This window comes from Streptomyces sp. NBC_00984 (assembly GCF_045162475.1).
In the GTDB taxonomy this organism is placed as follows: domain Bacteria; phylum Actinomycetota; class Actinomycetes; order Streptomycetales; family Streptomycetaceae; genus Streptomyces.
The window spans coordinates 8,643,720-8,662,799 of the sequence record NZ_CP108734.1 but is presented as its reverse complement, the minus strand read 5'-3'; the positions used below and the strand labels follow the sequence as shown (position 1 = coordinate 8,662,799).

Genomic DNA, 19,080 nt, shown 5'->3' with positions numbered 1-19,080 from the left:
ACCCACCGAACAGCACCTGATCACCCGCACCCTGCCCACCCGGACGTCCCTGCCCGCACAGCGGGCTCCAGGCAGTTCGCGGGCCCCGGACCGGGCTGCGCGGGGGCTGTCCCCGAAGCGGGCGGCGCTTGCCGACCGACGCAGCTGCCACCTCGCCCACACCCACCGCACCCCGCCACCCGGATCAGCACACGCCTCGGTACCGGTCGCGTACGTCCTCGTCCCGCCCGGCGCCACCGCGAAAACCCTGGCCACCGAATTCGCCCGCCACCTCGGCATCCCCGTCACCACCCGTATACCCCGGGCCCAGATCACCGACGCGGTCTGCCACACCTACAACCAGGCCGGTGTCTGCCTCGTCCTCATCGACGAGATCCACCGGCCGACCTCGACTCTGCTGCGCAATTCCTGGGTCAGGCTGTGAGTCGGTAGGCGAGGCGTTCGAGCCGGCTGCTGCGGGTGTGATGCTGGTCGTGTCCGGTCCAGTGGGCGTCGAGTCTGATCACGTTGAGTGCGGTGGCGGAGAAGGCGTGTTGGAGGCGGACTTTCGGTAGCCCGCGGTAGCGGGCCCGGCGTATGCCGGTGATGTCGAGGGCTTGATTGATAGTGCCTTCCACACCCGCTCGCAGGGCGTACTTGGCCTTCCACGTCTCGGTCTTCTGCTCGGCGCGGGCCTGGGTGAGGGCTTCTTCTGGCTCTCTGGGGCGCAGGGTGAGCATGCGGCGGCCTTTCGCGGAGCTGGTGCATTGGTCGCGGAAGGGGCAGGGGCGGCAGGTGCGGACGCCGAAGGTGATGACGATCGCGTCCGTTCCGTGCTGTTTCACGGGGTTCCAGTGCGCGCTGGTCTTGCCGGCGGGGCAGCGGACCTGGCGGGCCCTCCAGTCGATGATGAAGGCGCTCTTGTCGAAGCCGGCGTGGGCCTTGGCCTGGGCGGAATGATCCAGCAGAACCGGGGTGACCATACGGGTGCCCTGTTTCAGCGCGGCGGCGATGAGGTCGGCGGATGGATAGCCGGAGTCGAGGTAGTGCTCGGCGGGCCTGATGCCGTGCTCGGCCAGGCGCTGTTGGACCGGGGCGGTCGCTTTCACATCGGGCACGGTGGCATCGGTGGTGCACACGTCCGTGATCAGATTCGGTGCCGCCCGGACACCGGCTTCGGCTTCGGCTTCGGCTTCGGTGGGAGTGTCGCGGGTCTCGGTGAGATGGACCTTGTAGCCCATCCAGAACAGGCCCTCGCCCTTGGCCGCCCAGCGTGCGTCCGCGTCGTAGGGGGAGGCGAGGCGGCGATGACCGGGCGGGACACCCTCGTCGTCGGCGGCCCGCTTCTTGATCACCTCCCGTCCCCTGGTGTCGGTGCTCAGGTAGTACGTCTGGACGAGGATCTGCCGCAGGATCTGTACGGACTCGATCTCACGGATCCATGGGGGTGTGCCGGGTGACCAGGCCGCCCGGCACAACGCCAGCGCGTCCTGGCCGAAGACCTGCGCGAGCCGGTCGCGTTTCGTCTGCGAGGCGGGCATGCGCCAGCCGTCCACCCGCGGCCCGTACCGGTGAGCGAACTCGGCGACATCGACCTGCCCGGCCAGCCACGACGGCGCCGCGACAGCCAGGGCCTCCAGCGCCGCCCGCACACTCTCCCCGGCCAGCTCGAGGCGGTTCAAGTCCCGCACCGCACTGATCACATGGGTGGAATCGGTCCGCTGCCTGCCCCCGGCCGCGACCAGCCCCTCCTCCACGCAGTACTCAAGGAGACGGTCGAAGACCACCCGTTCCATGCCGTTGTCGGACAGGCGGGAACGGAACCGGCTCAGCACACTGGCATCGAAGCCGGTGTCCGTCAGCTCCGCCCCGAGCGCGTACTTCCAGTCGATCGCCCGCACCGCCATCGCCGCGGCCTGCCGATCGGTCAGATCCTCGGCGAACTGCAACACCGTGACCAGGCACAACACCCCCGGAGACAAACCCGGAGCCCCACGCACCCCGAACGCCGACGCGAACGGCTCGTCCGCGAAAACCTCCGCGAGCCGGTCTCGCACCCGTATCGCCAGGCTCCCCTGCGGGAACGCCGCCCGCGCCACCATCACGGTCTGCTCCGGGACTTCCGGCAGCCCCTCCGGCCGCATCGACATCCACACCACCCCCACGGCCGCACGACAGGACAACGACCGTACAGACGATCATCCCGTGCCCACCTTCACCCCCGCACGGAATTGCGCAGCAGAGTCACCGTCCGTCGCAAAGCTCACGGACTGGCTGCTCGGCGGCAGGCACCACCTCCCCGCAGACCGGCAGCTGGGCAAGCGCGTCCTCCGCGAAGCACCCTGGTTCGAGGACGCCGTACAGATCAACCGCCTGTACGCACAGGCTGGTACCAGCACTCGGCCGCCTCGGCCTCACCGAGGGCGACGCCGATCCGCCACGGTGTCCGCCACGGGGTTGGCGAAGCCGGCCGACCGCCCCGTACCGCCCGACCTCGCAGATCAGGCACCGGCAACTCGTCAGGCGTCAGCCGGCAGGCTTCCGGAGAGGGGTCGGTTTGGTGGTGAGCAGCGCGGTGATCTCCTGGGCGAGCTCCGGGCCGAGTTCGCCCCAGCCGTCCTTGTAGCCGTAGACGCTCGCCAGGGTGCGGGCGTCGTAGTCGCCGTTCATGATCTCGATGTCGTTGGTGGTGATGAGTGCCGGGTGGGCGACGCCGACAGCCCCCGAGACCTTCAGCAGCTCCTTACGCAGGGTGCGCAGGTAGACAGCGGCCCGGGTGGCCTTCGAGGGCGCGTCGACGCCGCGCACCAGCCACGGGTCCTGGGTGGCGATGCCGGTGGGACACTTGTCGGTGTGGCATTTCTGCGCCTGGATGCAGCCGATGGACAGCATTGCCTCGCGGGCGACGTTGATCATGTCGACACCCAGGGCGAAGGCGACGGCGGCGTTCTCGGGCAGGCCGAGCTTGCCGGAGCCGATGAAGGTGAGGTCGTCGGTCAGACCCCGCTCGGCGAACGTGCTGTAGACGCGGGAGAAGCCCATCCGGAACGGCAGCGAAACCGAGTCGGTGAAGATCAGGGGAGCCGCCCCGGTACCGCCCTCGCCTCCGTCGATGGTCACGAAGTCGACCCCGCGATCACCACGAGCCATCAACGTGGCCAGCTCCTGCCAGAAGCTCATCTCCCCCACAGCGCTCTTGATCCCGACCGGCAGACCGGTCTCGGTAGCGAGCAGCTCCACGAAGTCGAGCATCGAGTCGACGTCGTGGAACGCGGTGTGCCGAGAGGGAGAGGCGCAGTCCTTGCCGGCCGGGATGCCGCGGATCTTGGCGATCTCGGGGGTCACCTTCGCTCCCGGCAGCATCCCACCGAGCCCCGGCTTGGCGCCCTGGGAGAGCTTGATCTCTATTGCCTTGACCGGGGCGCCTGTGACCACGTCCTTGAGCTTGTCGAGGTTGAAGGTGCCGTCCTCGTTGCGGCAACCGAAGTACGACGTCCCTAGCTGGAGGACGAGGTCACCGCCGTTGCGGTGGTACTGCGAGAGGCCGCCCTCGCCCGTGTTCTGCATCGCGCCGGCCAGCGCCGCGCCCTTGTTGAGCGCCGTGATGGCCGCGCCGGACAGCGATCCGAAGCTCATCGCCGAGATGTTCACGACGCTTGCGGGCCGGAACGCCTTGGCGCGCCCGCGCGGGCCGCCCAGCACCTTGGCCGACGGCAGCGGGGCCTGCGGGTCGTGCAGATCGGGCAGCGTGCCGGCGAACGTCCGCTGCTTCACGTACGCGTGCCCTTGCACATGCTCGACGTCTACGTCGGTTCCGAACCCGAAGTAGTTGTTCTCTTCCTTCGCCGACGCATAGATCCAGGTGCGCTGGTCACGGCTGAACGGGCGCTCTTCCTCGTTGGACGTCACGACGTACTGGCGCAGTTCCGGCCCGATCGTCTCCAACAGGTACCGGGCGTGCCCGATCACGGGGAAGTTTCTGAGCAGTGCGTGCTTCTTCTGGACGAGGTCGCGGGCAGCCACCAGCGCCAATGCTGTTGCGGCGGCTGCGCCGATGCTCCGAGCGCGCATGAACGTTCCTCTCCTCGGCTGCTTGATACCCGACTCCATCGCTGTGCGGCGGACGTCGTGGGCGTTGGGCGGCGGACACGGCCAGGCAGGCATCGGCGTCCGACGACGAAACGCCACATGATGTTAGAGGTCTCGCGGACGGGCGGACGGGGCAGGGTGTGTGAGACCGGCTGCGCCGCTGGCATTCCCTAGTAGGGCTTGTTACCGAGGTTCCCTCACTGTCGTCGGATGGTGACTGTTGGTGACCCTTGTGGCATGCCGGTGGGATTGCGGTGTGCGGAGGGTGGAGGCCTGAAACTGCTGAGCGGCGGGCGTTTCGTGAACAGGTGCGGCTGAAGGCCGGCGGGCGGTTCGCGGCGGGTGGGAAGACGCGGTGATCGCGAAAGAGTTGCGGGTGAGCGAGCGTTCGGTGGTACGCCGGCGTCGGGCTTGGCGGGAGGGTGGTCCAAAGGCCCTGCGTTCCGCCGGGCCGGCGAAGGTACCGAGGATCTCGGTTGCCGAGTTTGGAGTGCTGAAGGAGGAACTGGGCAGGGGCCCGGCCGCCCGTGGCTTCGAAGATCAGCGGTGGACCCCGGGCCGGGTTCAGGTGGTGATCGCCCGCCGTTTCCGGGTGAACGCCGCCATCCTGATGGCGGCGTTCGCCCCGCACGTGTTCCGTACCGAATCGCCGTGGCAGGCCATCGCCTGGTCGGGTCGTGCTCATCGGCGCGGTCGCCTTCGTCGCCGCGCTCATCCGTGCCGAACTGCTGCTGCGCCGCCTGGGCCGGCAGGCGGACGGCGACGCCTCCGAGACCTGATCCTCATGACTTCCCCGGGGAACACGACGCCCCGGACCGAACGCGAGGAGAGGCATGCCCCTGCCCACCGGGTGAAATTCAGAGCGCGGTGCGTGGGCGGCCCCGCCGGGTATCCGGGGCTCACGCCCGGACGGGGCCGCGCCGGGCGCGGGCCCCGTCCGGGCGGATGCGTCGGCTGTCAGGCGGCAGACGCGGACTGGCCCGGCCGGTACGTGGTCCGCGCGCCGGTGACCGCCGGGCACACCTTGGTGAGCATCAGCTCCAGGAACCGGTCGGAGTGGCGGAAGGAGGCCAAGTGGCTGGCGTCGTCGATCAGCGTGAAGTCCTTCACCGGCGCGGTGGTCCCAGCACACGATGGTGAAGTGCTTCTCCCAGCTGCGGGTGCGTGGCAGGAAGGCGAGGTGGGAGGCGCCGGGGTCGCCGAGGATCTCCAGGACCACCGGGTTGTGAGACGGTCCTCGCCGCGCACCGAGATCCACTGGTCGATGCCGCCGATGCGGACGAAGCCGGCCTCGTCGATGCGTTCGGGGTGGCGATGCGCAGCTTCTTGGCGAAGGCGGTGTGCTTGAGCTGCCGGTAGCCCGGCATGCCGGCGGCCGGGGCGGCGGCGAGGGTGGCGGCGAGGGTGGCGGCGGAGGCCCTTTCGCTCCGCGGGGCCGGGAGACCGTTTTGAGCGTGATGTGGAGGAAGTCGTCGGACCAGTTGATGAGCTGGCCGGCGTAGGCGGAGTCGGCCCAGACCTGCGTGATCTGCGATTGCACGACCCGAAGCCGCCAGAGGAGCGGTGCGATCGCCACGATCGTGGCGATGCGCATCGACGTCGGCTTCATCACCGGGCTCCGTGGCGTGAGCAATCCCGAGAAGCTGTCATGCATCGAACGGGAGACCGCGGTCAGTCGCTGAGTCCGTGACGGCCTTGTGGCAGGGGCCTGATCCGCATCGCGGGTCAGGCCCGCGGCACGGTCAGTCCCAGACCAGGTTGAGGGAGCGTTCGAAGTTGACGTATCCGGCGCGGGCGAAGGCCTTCGCCATGGGGACGTTGCCGAGGTCCGTCGATGCCCTGACCCGGTCAACGCCCTCGGCGGCCAGGATGCGGGTGCCCTCGGCGAGGATCTCGTCGATGTAGCCGTTGCCGCGGTGTGCGGGCAGGACACCGATGTACGCGATGATCGGGTGGTAGCTGTTGCGGGCGGGGACCACGAAGCCCACCGGACCTCCCCCATCGGGGAGTTCGGCGATGCGCCACCACTCGTGCGGGCTCTTGAACCCGGCGAACTCTCCGTCGTAGTGCCGTTCCGCCGCTTCGCGCGGGGTCAGCCCGGATGCCAGGTCCGCCTGGCCGTGGGCGTCGAGGGTGCCTTCCATGACCGGGGTCATCAGGGCGAGGAGGTCCTCACGGTCGGCCACCGGACGGAAGACGAGACGCCCCCCGGACTCCGGGAGCAGGGACGACGGGGTCCACTGCAGCCGCAGGCGCTCGACCAGCAGCCGTGCTCCGGTGCTCTCCAGCACGCGCGTGCGGGATTCGACCACCTCGCGGGCCGCGGGGTCCTCGTGCCAGTCGGGCGGGACGAAGCGGCCGTACTCCGGCAGCTTCGCGCCCGCCGGGAAGACGGTCGCCGTCGCCGTCTCGAACAGCCGCAGGCCGATCTCGTCGCGGTCGGCCCGGGGCAGCGTGTCGTCGATGTCGAAGAAGTCGAACTGCAGCGGGACGTCACCGCCCGGGGTCGTCCACCAGGCGAGCCGGGCGAGGAGACGGTCACCGTCCAGGGCCACCCATGCCCACTCGGGGCGGCGGCAGCCGTTGGCGAAGTCCTCGGTCAGTTCGTGGTCGAGGACGTAGGAGAGCCGGCAGAAGAGATCGATCTCCTCGGGGCCGGTCAGCGGCCGGTAGCTCACCGATGTCGGTTTCAAATCAACTCCTGTGAAGGGATACAGCGTTCCGGGTCTGGTATGTCGTGCCGGCCGGGCACGCCGGGTGTCCGTGCCGTGGGCGTCCAGGGCCTGTCCGACCCCGATCCGCCGGACAGGCACGAGGGCCGCATGCTGCTCAGGCCGATTCGAGGATCGGGCGGATTTCGAGCGCCTCCGGGGTGGGGAAGCCGCGGGCCAGCTCGATGGCCTCGGCGTGGTCGGCCACCTCCAGCACGAACCAGCCGCCGAGGGTTTCCTCGCCGCTGTGCACGGGACCCTCGGTCACCGCCGCGGACCCGTCCGCCGTCCTGCGCACGGTGACAGGGCCTTGGTGCTCGGTGTCGAGGGCGTCCCCGCCCGCCAGCTTGCCCGCTGCCGCGAGCTCGCCGATCCAGGTCTCGTACGCCTTTCGGTAGGCGGCGCGGTCGGCCTGGATCAGGGCGCGGGACGCATCCGTCTCGAAGATCACGAGGGCGTATTTCATGAGGTGTTCCTCTGTTCGGTGTTCTTGGTGGTGAGGGTGGTTCTGGTGGTGGCCGGTTCGATGCGGGCCAGTGCGCCCGTCTCCAGGGCCGTCCACAGGGCGCCGTCCGGGCCCACCGTGATGCCGTGCGGCTCGGAGGCCGGGGTCGGCAGGTCATGGACGGTGACCGTGCCGTCGGAGGTGAGCGAGCCGACTCGGTTCCCACCCCATTCGGTGAACCAGGCCGTTCCGTCCGCGTCGGTCGTGACGGCGTGCGGCCTGGCGGAGCGGTCGGGCAGCGGGTACTCGGTGATGCGGCCGTCGGGTGTCACCCGGCCGATCTGACCGGCCGCGATCTCGGTGAACCAGACACTTCCGTCCGGGCCCACGGCGATCCCCACCGGTGCGGCCGCCTCGGTGGGCAGCTCGTGGACCGTGATGCGGCCGTCCATGCCGATACGGCCGATGGCGTTGGCCTGGTTCATGGTGAACCACATCGAGTCCCCGGCCGCGGCGATCGCGGAGGGGAACGCGCCGGTGCGGGGCAGCGGGTACTCCGTGACCGATCCGTCGGTGGTGAGGCGGCCGACGCGGTCGGCGGCGGTCTCGGTGAACCACAGCGCACCGTCCGGCCCCGCCGCGATGCCGAAGGGACCGCACTCCGCGGTCGGCAGCGCGAACTCCGTCACCTGGCCGGCGGGCGTGATCCGCCCGATCCGGTGCCCCCGGTACTGCGTGAACCACAGCGCACCGTCCGGCCCGTTGCAGATGACCGTCGGACCGCTGTCCGGAGCGAGTCGATGACTGGTCGGCTCCTGTCCCGGGACCAGCCGGCCGATCCTGCCGCTGTGCACCAGGGTGAACCACAGCGCGCCGTCCGGGCCCGTGGTGAGCGCGTACGGGCCGCCCTCGCGGTCGGACACCGCGTACTCCTCGACGGTTCGGGGCGTCACTGCTGCTCCAGACCTTCGGCGGCGGCGATGCGCTCGATGTCCTTGGGGGATCCCGCCATGATGGTCCGGGCGTGCTTGGTCATCAGCTCGACGGGCCAGTCCCACCAGGCGGCCCGAGTGAGCCGCTCGATGTCGCCGTCGTCGAAGCGCTGTCTGATCGTCCGGGCCGGATTGCCGCCCACGACGGTGTACGGCGGCACGTCGGCGGTGACCACCGCTCCGGCCGCGATCACCGCACCGTCGCCGATCCGTACCCCCGGCATCACGGTGGCTCCGTATCCGAACCACACGTCGTTGCCGACCACCGTGTCACCTCGGCTGGGCATGCCGGTGACGAGGTCGAGAGTCCGCTCGGTCCACTCCCCCGCCGAACATGGTGAAAGGGAAGGTGGACACCCCCATTGACGGGTGGTCGGCGCCCGCCATCAGGAACCGGGTGCCCGTCGCGATCGCACAGTACTTACCGATGATCAGCCGTTCCGGACCGTACGCGTACAGCACGTTGCGCTGTGCGAAGTCGGTCGCGCCGTCGGGGTCGTCGTAGTAGGTGAAGTCACCCGCCACGACGTTCGTCCCGTCGACCAGTGGCTTGAGGAAGACGACACTCTCGTGGGCGGGCAGGGGGTGGACGGTGCTCGGATCAGGTGTCACGCGGGTATCTCTCCAAGGGGGTTCGCGGCGAGCGAGCACTGGGCGGCGCGGCCCCACGGACGATGAGGTACGCGCCTTCCCGGCAGTCGGCCGACTTGAGCGGGCAATTCCTGCCGCCTCGCGCCGGCTCCTGTCACCTGCGGGAAGCCTCCCGGCCCGGTCACCAGCATGCTGGGGGGGCAGCCCAAAAGCAACGGCTCATCTGGTTATGATCGTTAACCCAGACGTTTACGATTCCGAGGACCAGAATGGAATCGGGGGACAAGATGGAACTTCGGGACATAGAGATCTTCCTGACGCTCGCGGAGGAGCTCCACTTCGGCCGCAGCGCCGAGCGCCTGCATGTTTCCCCGGCCCGTGTCAGCCAGGCGATCAAGAAGCAGGAACGCGCCATTGGCGCCCAGCTCTTCGAGCGCACAAGCCGCCAGGTACGGCTGACTCCCGTCGGAGAGGTGCTGCTCCAGCGGCTGAAGCCGGCATATGAGGGCACCAAAGAAGCCCTGGCGGAGGTGATCAACGTCGCCCGCCAATCGGCCGGCACACTGACGCTGGGGGTCATGGGCGCACAGATGCACGACATGGCGCCGGTCCTGACCCGCTTCCGGGCCCGGCACCCGTCCGCCGAACTCCGGTTCCGGGAAGTATTCTTCAGCGATCCGTTCGGAGCCTTGCGGGCCGGCGAGATCGACGCGGTCACCACCTGGCTGCCGGTCCGAGAGCCGGACCTGACCGTCGGTGTGGTGCTGCGCGAAGAGCCGCTCAACCTGATGGTGGCCGCGGACCACCCGCTCGCCCGACAGGAGTCGGTGAGCATGGAGGTACTCGGCGACCACATCGTCCCGCAACTGAAAGGCCCCATACCCACCTACTGGGAGACCAGCGTCCTGCCGACCCGCACGCCGGCCGGACGCCCCGTCCGCCGTGGCCCGGCCGTCACCACCTTCTACGAGATCCTTGCCCTCGTCGCGGCAGGCGACGCGGTCTGCCCCGTCCCCGACGAGGGGCGGCGCTACAACGCGCAGACCGACGTCGTCTACCTCCCCCTCCACGATGCCCCGCCCGTCCAGTGGGCCCTGATCTGGCGCACGGACCGCGCGACCCCGCTGGTACGTGCACTCGCCCAGGCGGCGACGGACTGAAGGAACGCAATCACGCGTGAGAGATGTGCTGGCGTCTGCCCTCGCCCCGTCCGCGATCGGTCGCTCCGGCCGCCGGCCGGCGCGAGCTTCGGCGGGGCTTGCGGACGGCACGGCCAGGTGGCGTGCAGCGCTGCGAGATGCTCAGGTTTGCGGCCGGCGCGAGGGTCGGCGGAGCAGCGGTTAGCGCGCCGCGGCTCCGCTTCGAGGTCGGCTTTCGGACTTCCACCGACGACTGGGGCGTCATCACCCGAAACACGATCGGCTCCCCTGTTGCCGCCTTGCGGAACGGCCCGTTCGGCTCGTTCGGCGCGCAGGGCCCCTCCGCGAGGCCGCTCCACGGGCAGGGCGGTCTCGGAATCGAGGTAGCGGACCATTCCACCTCCCTCACCCCGGCAAGTGAGAAGATCGACTTCGGCAACGAGGTCGACTTCTACGGCGACCCGGTATGGGGACTGAACCGGATCGGTTTCCACGTCTTCCAGACCGCCGAGAACGTCACCTACGGCGGCCCGGGGAACGTGCCGAACATCAGGTTCGAGGTCAATCCGAATCCCACCGCGGCTCCAGCCACCATCTACTCCTCGATGGTGTGGGTGCCGCGCCCCTCCCCGATGACGGACCGCTGGAGTCCCTACCTGGATGCCACCACGACCGGCCGGTGGTTCCTCACGGGCAACGCCGGGACGGTGACCGTCTGCAACCAGACCACCGTGTGCACCTTCCAGCAGCTGAAAACCGCACTCAACGACGGCGGCGCGCAGCCGACTGTCCACACCGCCGCGGTAGGCAAGGGCCGCGACCACATGTGGATCGGCGCTGTCGACGGCCTGCGGATCAACCGGACCGTCTACGACTTCGAAAGCGACGGAGCCAGAACTCGACGCGCCAACTGAGCGAGACACCCGGCAGGGTGGCGTCGCCCGCGGCCGTGGTGGCGGCAGATGCACTCGGCGTCCACCTCCATGTCCAGCGCGGTGACGCTGAGGACACCTGCCGAGCCCTTGGCCGGAAAAGGCGACCCTCGTCCAGACGCTGCAAGGACTGCATGGGGCCTCCGCGTCGCCATCGGCGACGCGGAGGAGGGGCAAGGGAGTGGTCAGCCGTCGGCCGGCACCGGTTCCCTTGTCCATCTGGGGGTGGCGAGGTCGAGGTGCTGTTCTGCCCAGTCGATGAGCTTCGACGGATAACGACACCCGGGCCAGGGAAGTCCTGCGGGAGGCGACCCCAGTCCGCTGCCGACATCGTCGACCGGCCCAGCCGCGTTCTCGCCGTCCTGCTGCTCGACATCCCCGCCGTCCGTGCACTCGCCACCGCCCTCGCCCTCAACCCACCGTAGGGCCGGGGGCAGGTGCGCTCATGGGTGGTACAGCTCTTCCACCACCTTCCTCGGAGCTCGCCCTCGTGAGAATCGGGGACGCCGCCGCGATCGGCCTGCGCACATCACTGTGACGCACCTGGGGGACCTCGCGGCCGCGTACGCGTCGCGTCGGCTACTCCACGGCCGAGGCGAGGGGCTGCTCGCTCCAGATGGTCTTGCCTCGCTGGCCGTAGCGACTGCCCCAGCGGGTGGTGAGCTGAGCCACAAGGTACAGACCGCGGCCTCCCTCGTCGGTCCAGCGGGCCCGGCACAGCCGTGGCTGGGTGTTGCTGGGATCGGACACCTCGCAGATCAGCACGTTGTCGCGGATGAGCCGTAGGACGATCGGGCCGCCTGCGTAGCGGATGGCATTGGTGACAAGTTCGCTGACGATGAGTTCTGTGGTGAATGCGAGGTGGTCCAGACCCCAGGCAGCCAGTTGCCCTGTGGCGGCCTCCCGGGCCTCGGCCACGATGGCCGGGTCGGCGGAAAACTGCCAGGCGGCGGTCGAGTCGTCCGGCAGCGCCCTGGTGCGCGCGAGCAGCAGGGCCACGTCGTCGCGGGACGGCACCTCGGTTGCCCGGGACAGCAGGGACCGGCCGACCTCGTCCAGGGACGGCGCCCCGCCGCCATCACACAGCGTCGTGAGACTTTCGACCAGCTGGGACATACCGTCTTCGATGTCCTGCCCGTTGAGGGTGCCGAGCCCGTCTGTGTACAGGGCGAGGATGCTGCCTGGCTCCAGTCGGAGGTTCGTGACCTCGAACGGCATACCGCCCACCCCGAGGGGTGGGCCGGGGGCGATCTCGATCACCTGGGCCGTGCCGTCGGGGTGGAGCAGAACGGGTGGCGGATGGCCGGCGCCGGCCAGCGCACACCGGCGGCTGACCGGGTCGTACAGCGCGTACAGGCAGGTCGCGCCCGAGACACTCGGCTGGGCGGGGTCGGCTTCCTCGGCGAGTTGCTGGACCAGGTCGTCGACGTGGGTGAGCAGCTCGTCGGGATCCAGTTCGAGATCCGCGAGGGTCTGCACCGCCGTACGCAACCGCCCCATGGTCGCGGTGGCGTGCAGACCGTGGCCGACGACATCCCCTACAACAAGCGCCACGCGGAACGACGGCAGCGGGATCACGTCGAACCAGTCACCGCCGATGTCGGCCCCGCCTCCGGCGGGCACATAGTTGCCCGCCGCCTCGGCCGCTGGAATGTCGCTGGTGGTACGGGGCAGCAGGCGCCGTTGCAGTGCCTCGGAGGCGCGGTGCTCCCGGGTGTACCGGCGGGCGTTGTCCACGCTCAGCGCGGCGCGGGAGGCGATCTCCGCCAGGAGTCTCCGGTCCTCCTCGACGAAGGGGTCGGGCCGGTCGGTTCGCCAGACCACGACGGCGCCGAGCAACAGGCCGCGCGCGAACAGAGGAGAGTAGAGGACCAAGTGACCGCGCTCGGGGACGAACAGGGGAGCCAATTCAGGTCCCAATTGCTCGCTCGCCTCCTGCACGGAGGCCAGGACGGTCTCTCCGCACCGCAGCCTCCGCAGAACAGGTGGGTCAGGCAACGGGGGGACCGCCTTGCCCGGTTGCAGGAGGCCGCTGGGGACGGATCCGGTGGCCGAGACCACCACGGCGCGGCGCAGGTGCCACAGTCCGGCGCCGACCAGCTTGGGGGGCTCGTCGCCCTGGAACACGGCCTCCGCGAGTTCCACCCAGGCCATGTCACCGAGAGCCGGGACGAGGACTTCGGCCAGGTCCTGGGAGGTGCGGAGGACGTTCAGGGAGGTGCCGATCCGCTCGGATGCCTCGTGAAGCAGATCCAGGTGGTGGAGGTCCCGCTGCTGGGCGTTGGAGGGCGTGAGCATGGTGGCGACACCCGTCGGCTGTCCCTGGGCGTCCTCCAGCCGGAAGGCGGACAGGGACCACTGTCGGCCGGGAACCTGTGGGGGCCCCACCCGCTGCTCCCACCCGATGAGCGGCACCCCCGTGTCCAGGACCCGGCGCAGCACCGATTCGACCTCCTCCGCGTCCTGGGGGGACAGCGCCTCCCCCAGGAGGCCGCCCACGAGCGCGGCGGAACCGCCGGGCGTCCCGGAGGTGGCCGCATTGGTGCGCACCGTACCCAGGTCCAGGCCGTAAATGCCGATCTCGATCTGGTTCTGGGCGAACAGTGCCCGCGCGAGGGCGGTGTTCTGGTTCCACAGATCCAGGTGCTGGGCGGGGAGGGCCAGGACGAGGCTCTGCGACGAGCCTTCCAGCCGCACCACGCGAAAGACGACCTCGACCTGGTCGCCGGAGGGGCGACGGAGTACCGCGCGGCCCGCCAACGGGATCCCGGACCGTTGGGGGCTGTCCTGGCACCGCCTGTGGGAGGGGTCGGCGAGGAAGCTCCACGCCTGGGAGCCGCAGGCTTCCTCGGTCGTGTGCTCCAGCAGGTCTGCGGCCGCCCGGGACCAGCGCAGCACGATGCCCTGATCGTCGAGCACCGCCGTCGCGATGTCGTCGAACGAGAACGACCGTTCCCAAGCGTCATCAGTGGATGCGCCCATCGCGCTGTCCTTAGCCTCTACGGAGATACCTCAAGTTACGTACATTGCGGATAATTCCGGCGCGCATTGTTCCGCCATCGGGAGCCAAGGCACTCATTGCAACTCCCGGCCAGCGGAGACGCATCGATGACCGGCGACAACTGGACGTGAAGCCGTCCGAAAATGTTGTCGCGCGCGCGAGACGGCTCGGCTCCCCCGGCGCATCCTCGGCGCACTTCCGGGAACGCGGGCTGCCCGAGCGCGGAACCGAGTGCTGCGAGTTCCGGATACACGGTGGCGATGTCCGCCCCGGACCGGGACCGCAGGACCGTGGGCCCGTCGCTCGGCAGATACACCATGGCCCGCTGCCTGTCCTGCTTGGCCTCCAATGCGGTGGCCGTACTCTGCTGGAGAGCCTGGGGCTGGACGAGGCACGGTGGTCGACGCCCGCAGCGGTCGTCGGGCACGGGGCGCAGGCGCTGGAGATGACCCGGGATGCGGGGCTGGAGGGGTGCTCGCGAAGAAGCTTGCGTCCGTGCACGGACCCGGGATCCGCTCCCGCTCGTGGTCAAGGTCCCGCACGTCCGGACCGTCGATGTGATCCTGGGCAGGTGCGTGCCGGGCCGCGTCCGGCTCACCGGCCTGCCCGGTGCGCTGCTGGTGGGAGAGGCACATGAAGGCGGCCTGCGGGACGTGGGCAGTGTCGGCACCGGATGGAGTGACACCGAACGCACCACACTCGCCGCCCTGCTCGAAGTCGCGGGGATCGACGACTGCCCCTTCGAGAGGGCGGCGGGGGTGAACGGAGCGCGGTGGGTACTGCCCCGCATGGCCGGCGAGGCCCGCTACACCGCCAGGACCCGCGCGGGACTGCTGCGACACCCCTCCCTGCCACCGGCTGCGCCCCGACCTCGCACCGGCCGGCATCGCCTGACCCGGCGCGCCAAGGGTTCCTGACCGGCGTGGGTGTTGTGCCCGGTCAGGATAGGTCGGCGCGAAGGGCGTTGACGCGCGCGGCGCCCGCGTCGAAGGCGGTTCCGTCGAGAGTGCCGGCCGCCAGGGCCTCGCTCAGTGCGGTCACTGCTTCCTCCCCCTGGGCAGCGTCGCGGGACGAGCACAGAATCAGGTCCATGCCGGCCGCGGCGGCCCGTACGGCGCGTTCCGCCGTGCTGCCATAGGCCCGAAGAGCCCCGGCCTCCAAGGCGTCGGTGACCGTCACGCCCGAGAAACCGAGCCGGTTCCGCAGCTCGCCGACCACGGTCGGGGACAGGCCGGCGGGCCGGTCGGCGTCCAACGCCCGGTAGACGGCCCAGGACAGCATGACCAGCTTGGTCCCGGCCGAGATAGCTGCTCGGTACGGCACCTCGTCGACGCTGCGCAGCGTGGACGCGGACGTGGTGAGGGTGACGGGGCCCAGGTCGGTGTTCTGGTTCGCGGAGGCGGGGCCGAGGCCGGGGAAGTGCTTCGCAGCGGCCGCCACCCCGGTGTTCTGTTGCGCGGTAATGAAGGCCGAGCCGCAGGTGCCGACCGCCTCCTGGTCTTTGCTGTACGACCGCTCGTACTGGTCGGTGAAGTCGCCGGCCGTGCGGTACACGTCGAGCACCGGCGCCAGGTTGACGTTCATGCCGACGCCCGCGAGGTTCATGCCCGCACCGCTGCCGGCGAACTCCGCCTGCGTCTCCGGGTCCGTGGAGGCGCCGACGTCCTTCGCGGACATTACGGGCTCACCGGGCAGGCGGCGCACCATGCCACCCTCCTGGTCGGTCATCAGGAGCAGCGAGGTCTTCACGGGGGCGGAGGCGTTTGCCTCGTTCATCGCCTGGATGACACCCTCGATCTGGCTCAGGCTCTTGATGTTCTCCGCGAAGAAGATCACCCCGGCCGTACGGCCCTCCCTGATCGCGTCCATCAGCCGGGCCGGAGGCGTGAGTCCCGGGTAGGAGTGGATGACGCACTGCCCGGCGCGCTGTGCCGGGGTCAGGGCGGGCAAGCGGGAGCGCGACCTCTCGGGAATTCGCACGGCCGCGTCCGTACTGCCCGCCAGCCCCAGCCCGCCGGCCAGGGCCGCCGTTCCGGCGAGCAGAGCACCGCGCCTGCTGAGGAATTGTGGGGTCGGGTTCATGACTTGTTCCTTCGCGAACTGTCATTGTGCCCGGCCGGACCATCGGCCGGAACTCCAGGTCGGAGCAGGTCAGTTGGCCTGCTCCGACCGCGGTGCCGATCGCGCCGGGGTCACACCCCCCGGAGGTGGTCACCGTGTACTGGCACCCGCTGTCACGGGGTGTTGTTGGCCAGGGCCAGCAGGCGAGAGCGGTCGCCGCTGAAGCGGTCACGGTCGACGTTCCCGGAGATGCCGCTCACCGAGCCGGTGGACGTGTACTGCCAGACGGTCCAGAACGGGAAGCCCTGCGGGATGCTGGGGCTGCCTGCGGAGGTCCAGTGGGCCACCCACAGCGGGCTCCTGGTGGACATGCCTGTCCAGCCGCCGGTGCAGGAGTTCCACCAGCTCGGGCTGGTGTAGATCACGACGTCGCGGCCGGTGCGGGCCTTGTACGTGGTGTAGAAGTCGAGGATCCAGGACTGCATCGCCGCGGGCGTCTTGCCGTAGCAACTGCCCTCGATGTCCATCACGCCGGGAAGCGTCAGGTTGTCGCGGGACCAGGCGCCACCGTTGCTGGCGAAGAAGTTTGCCTGCTCCGCACCCCCGGACACGTCGGGCCGCGCGAAGTGGTACGCGCCCCGGATCACGCCGGCGTTGTAGGCGCCCAGGTAGTTGGCACTGAACGTGGGGTCCTTGTACGAGGTGCCCTCGGTCGCCTTCATCCAGGCGAACTCGATGCCCGCGCTGCGGACCGCGCCCCAGTTGATGCCGCCTTGCCAGCTGGAGACGTCCACACCCACAGGGTTCGCCAGGAGGTTCGCATCCGGCGTCGCGTCAAGGTGGAGCTGCCGGGTGTCCGGCTTGAAGTCCTTGCTGTCCTGGACGTAGCCCACGCCCATGTAGCCCTTACCCGGCGGTACGCCGCCGTCCGACGGCAGCGGTGCCGAGGAGGCGGTGCCCGACATCAGGCTGAGGGTCAGTGCGGCGCTCATGCCGATGACACCGGCCGCAGTGAGTCTTTGCTGTGTGGATTTGAGGGAAAGGCTCGGGGGGAACAAGGCTTCCTCCTGCTTGGTGGGGGGAGTGAAATGCAGTGGTGCCGAGTGGTCCTTCGGCGCGGTGGATCCTCGGCGCGCCGGTGTGAGAGCGGCGCGGCAGACAGAAAGGTCGGTGTGCGTCCGGTCAGGAGGAGTCGGCCGCGCGCTTCCCGCAGAGGGATCTCGCACACCCGGTTGACACGGACACGACATAGTGAGCCACAGGAGCGTGCGCGCGGTAAACAGTTTTCCGGTTCGTTAGCGGTCTAGACCAATCTGCACTCCGGTGAGCTGCGGAAATGGATCGACATCGGTAGAACTTTTTTCAAGTGGCGGGATCGGCAAAGGAGTTGGCGGCATGTAACAGCGAGCCGATCGGAGCCACAACCGCACGGGACCCGGTTCGCGAGAGCCCTCAAGCCCTTGCTGATCGCTTCAGAATGAGGTGCGGGGGCGTCGCAAGCAGATGATGCTGCAGGCGAGTTGGAGTAGGCCGAGGTGGAGGTCGGCGCGTATCTCGTAGCGGATCCGGAGCCGCGGACGCGGGTGGGCCCGGATCCGATGCGGATCCGGGCCCACTCGCGTCTTCTCGCGCCGTGCGCACCGCGACGCGGATTGGCGCGCATCGTGTGTGCCATCGGTTGCACTGCCATGAGGTTGGCGCCGCGCATCGGTCTGATCCGAAGTCAGGAGCGGGCCAGATTCGCGCAGGACAGTGCCAAGTTCGGCCGGATCAGGTTCAGACCACCCGGCTCGGCGGTGGACTTCGAGATGCCGAAGCACGGTGGCAGAGCCCGCCAGGCACACCCGCTCACCAGCACGTAGATGATGGCCGCGAACAGCGTCTCGTCAGGCGTGCCCTGCGTCCCGCCGCCCTGCAGACGCACCCTCGACAACGGGATCAGCGGCTTCGCGATCTCCGCAGCCCGTCCGGAACAATCCAACTCCAAGTGCCCCGCCCCGTGGACAGCACAACACGAATTCGCCATATAGGACACCGTCTTGCTTGTCCATGAATTCCTGATGCTGCGCCGGTTCAGCCAGTCTGGGTGTAGTGCTGCAGATAGAGGAAGATCGACTTCCAGCCCGATCCCACGTTGACGATGTGCAGCTGACCGCCAGATGGACCGAAGTCCCAGGCGGCGATCCCCTGAACCTCATCTCCGGACTCCACGTCCTGATGGAACTCGTAGGCAACCTGACCGGAGCTGATGTCGATCGAGTGAACCGACTTCGCCGAGTCGTCCACGGAGGCATAGAGCTTGCCCTGCCACATCGCGGCACCCTGGATCCTACTCAGGGGCTGCGACAGCGTCACGGTCCTCACCACAGGAAGCGTCGAGCCGGCCGGAAGATTCAGCAGGTCGTTCAGGCTATAGGCGACTAGTTTGTTCGTGCCCTGCGCGGCATCCTGATCCCAGGGCGAGGTATAGACCAATCCCGCAGCAGCGTCCACCGCGACCCACGGCACCCCGCCCGGCATCTGTGCAAGGGGCAGTTGCACATAGCGACCCGTGTAGCTCAGGTCACTCGCGTTGTACAGCGCCAGCAGCGGATGCTGGTAGCCACTGTCACCGTCCTCGATCGGCGCGATCACATAGCCGCCGTAGTACTCCACGTCCCCTATGTGATCGCTGCCGTACGTCCCGCTCAGCTCCCGGGGAATCGGGGCCACCGATGATGCGACCTCCGAGTCGTTGGCGACGGCGGCCTTCACCATCCCGCCGGGCCCGGCATAGTAGAAATACGACCCGTCCGTCGCCACACCCTGTCCGCGCTCCAGCGCATTGAGCCCTGTCCAGCGCTGATAGTCCGCCGCCCGTGTCCAGGTCGCGGCCATTGCGGGAGACGCCGCACTCCCGATGAGTGTCGCGGCCGCGATTGACGCGACCGCCGAGATCCTGCCCAGCTTCATCTGATTCCACCCTCCCTTTGTTCTGCAATGCGGAACATCGTTTTTCAGGGGCGAGTGGATTACAGCAGCGGCGGACGACCACCGTCAATGAGCACTGGATGAACGCCGGTTCACCTACGAAGCGGGGCAACGGCTCGAGCCGCCCCATTAGGTTCTTCGCGATCCTGCAAGGGATGTGTCCGATGCAG

General features: G+C 69.1%; 12 protein-coding genes and 5 pseudogenes. 4 read left to right on the top strand and 13 right to left on the bottom strand.

What is annotated here, in order from left to right; all coding sequences use genetic code 11:
• Positions 1–136 precede the first annotated feature (136 nt).
• Positions 137–382 (top strand): annotated as a pseudogene (locus tag OG520_RS38675) (TniB family NTP-binding protein); the annotation flags it as partial.
• Between the two features lie 31 nt (positions 383–413).
• On the opposite strand, the gene OG520_RS38670 reads toward OG520_RS38675, so the two are convergent.
• From OG520_RS38670 to OG520_RS38640, 7 genes and pseudogenes are all read right to left on the bottom strand, one after another.
• Complete coding sequence (locus OG520_RS38670; protein WP_331748400.1) at positions 414–2,129, bottom strand: IS1182 family transposase; 1,716 nt, start codon at positions 2,127–2,129, stop codon at positions 414–416.
• Between the two features lie 376 nt (positions 2,130–2,505).
• A complete protein-coding gene (locus tag OG520_RS38665; protein ID WP_399336783.1) occupies positions 2,506–4,050 on the bottom strand; it encodes an FMN-binding glutamate synthase family protein in 1,545 nt (514 codons plus the stop codon).
• Between the two features lie 975 nt (positions 4,051–5,025).
• A complete protein-coding gene (locus OG520_RS38660; protein ID WP_406016250.1) occupies positions 5,026–5,178 on the bottom strand; it encodes a hypothetical protein in 153 nt (50 codons plus the stop codon).
• Positions 5,179–5,810: 632 nt separating this feature from the next.
• Positions 5,811–6,746, bottom strand: a complete 936-nt coding sequence (locus OG520_RS38655; protein WP_406016665.1) for a GNAT family N-acetyltransferase — start codon at positions 6,744–6,746, stop codon at positions 5,811–5,813.
• A gap of 151 nt (positions 6,747–6,897) precedes the next feature.
• The gene (locus OG520_RS38650; RefSeq protein ID WP_406016249.1) at positions 6,898–7,245 is read right to left on the bottom strand and encodes a YciI family protein; all 348 of its coding nucleotides are present in this window, start codon (positions 7,243–7,245) and stop codon (positions 6,898–6,900) included.
• Positions 7,242–8,177: a virginiamycin B lyase gene (locus OG520_RS38645; RefSeq protein ID WP_406016248.1), complete on the bottom strand. Its 936-nt coding sequence runs from the start codon at positions 8,175–8,177 to the stop codon at positions 7,242–7,244. The genes OG520_RS38650 and OG520_RS38645 overlap by 4 nt, the downstream gene beginning before the upstream one ends.
• Positions 8,174–8,828, bottom strand: a pseudogene (locus OG520_RS38640) (CatB-related O-acetyltransferase). Before OG520_RS38640 ends, OG520_RS38645 begins: the two are co-directional and overlap by 4 nt.
• A 248-nt stretch (positions 8,829–9,076) precedes the next feature.
• Here OG520_RS38640 and OG520_RS38635 point away from each other — a divergent pair.
• Together OG520_RS38635 and OG520_RS38630 are read left to right on the top strand one after the other, a co-directional pair.
• Positions 9,077–9,967 carry a LysR family transcriptional regulator gene (locus OG520_RS38635; RefSeq protein ID WP_406016247.1) on the top strand — a complete coding sequence of 297 codons (891 nt, stop codon included), beginning with the start codon at positions 9,077–9,079 and terminating at the stop codon, positions 9,965–9,967.
• Between the two features lie 278 nt (positions 9,968–10,245).
• A complete protein-coding gene (locus tag OG520_RS38630; RefSeq protein ID WP_406016246.1) occupies positions 10,246–10,860 on the top strand; it encodes a hypothetical protein in 615 nt (204 codons plus the stop codon).
• Between the two features lie 597 nt (positions 10,861–11,457).
• On the opposite strand, the gene OG520_RS38625 is transcribed toward OG520_RS38630, so the two are convergent.
• Positions 11,458–13,860, bottom strand: coding sequence for a SpoIIE family protein phosphatase (locus tag OG520_RS38625; RefSeq protein ID WP_406016245.1), 2,403 nt, complete (start codon positions 13,858–13,860; stop codon positions 11,458–11,460).
• Between the two features lie 377 nt (positions 13,861–14,237).
• On the opposite strand from OG520_RS38625, the pseudogene OG520_RS38620 reads away from it, so the two are divergent.
• Positions 14,238–14,773, top strand: a pseudogene (locus tag OG520_RS38620) (ATP-dependent DNA ligase); the annotation flags it as partial.
• A gap of 45 nt (positions 14,774–14,818) precedes the next feature.
• Here the strand turns inward: OG520_RS38620 and OG520_RS38615 are convergent.
• The 5 genes and pseudogenes from OG520_RS38615 to OG520_RS38595 all read right to left on the bottom strand — a co-directional run bounded on the left by OG520_RS38615 (position 14,819) and on the right by OG520_RS38595 (position 18,892).
• Entirely contained in the window at positions 14,819–15,961 is a 1,143-nt protein-coding gene (locus tag OG520_RS38615; RefSeq protein WP_406016244.1) for a glycoside hydrolase family 3 N-terminal domain-containing protein, read from the bottom strand.
• Positions 15,962–16,113: 152 nt separating this feature from the next.
• Positions 16,114–16,932, bottom strand: a complete 819-nt coding sequence (locus OG520_RS38610) for a GH25 family lysozyme (protein WP_406016243.1) — start codon at positions 16,930–16,932, stop codon at positions 16,114–16,116.
• Positions 16,933–17,412: 480 nt separating this feature from the next.
• A pseudogene (locus OG520_RS38605) lies at positions 17,413–17,526 on the bottom strand (IS5/IS1182 family transposase); the annotation flags it as partial.
• A 206-nt stretch (positions 17,527–17,732) separates the two neighbouring features.
• Positions 17,733–17,947: pseudogene (locus OG520_RS38600) on the bottom strand (transposase); the annotation flags it as partial.
• 66 nt (positions 17,948–18,013) lie between these two features.
• Complete coding sequence (locus OG520_RS38595) at positions 18,014–18,892, bottom strand: hypothetical protein (RefSeq protein WP_406016242.1); 879 nt, start codon at positions 18,890–18,892, stop codon at positions 18,014–18,016.
• Positions 18,893–19,080 lie beyond the last annotated feature (188 nt).

What these genes read in the sequence shown, in the direction of transcription:
- OG520_RS38665 (WP_399336783.1), bottom strand. Translation starts at nt 4,050, where the DNA reads ATGCGCGCTCGGAGCATCGGCGCAGCCGCCGCAACAGCATTGGCGCTG.
- OG520_RS38650 (WP_406016249.1), bottom strand. Translation starts at nt 7,245, where the DNA reads ATGAAATACGCCCTCGTGATCTTCGAGACGGATGCGTCCCGCGCCCTG.
- OG520_RS38615 (WP_406016244.1), bottom strand. Translation starts at nt 15,961, where the DNA reads ATGAACCCGACCCCACAATTCCTCAGCAGGCGCGGTGCTCTGCTCGCC.
- OG520_RS38610 (WP_406016243.1), bottom strand. Translation starts at nt 16,932, where the DNA reads ATGAGCGCCGCACTGACCCTCAGCCTGATGTCGGGCACCGCCTCCTCG.
- OG520_RS38670 (WP_331748400.1), bottom strand. Translation starts at nt 2,129, where the DNA reads ATGTCGATGCGGCCGGAGGGGCTGCCGGAAGTCCCGGAGCAGACCGTG.
- OG520_RS38635 (WP_406016247.1), top strand. Translation starts at nt 9,077, where the DNA reads ATGGAATCGGGGGACAAGATGGAACTTCGGGACATAGAGATCTTCCTG.
- OG520_RS38625 (WP_406016245.1), bottom strand. Translation starts at nt 13,860, where the DNA reads ATGGGCGCATCCACTGATGACGCTTGGGAACGGTCGTTCTCGTTCGAC.
- OG520_RS38595 (WP_406016242.1), bottom strand. Translation starts at nt 18,892, where the DNA reads ATGAAGCTGGGCAGGATCTCGGCGGTCGCGTCAATCGCGGCCGCGACA.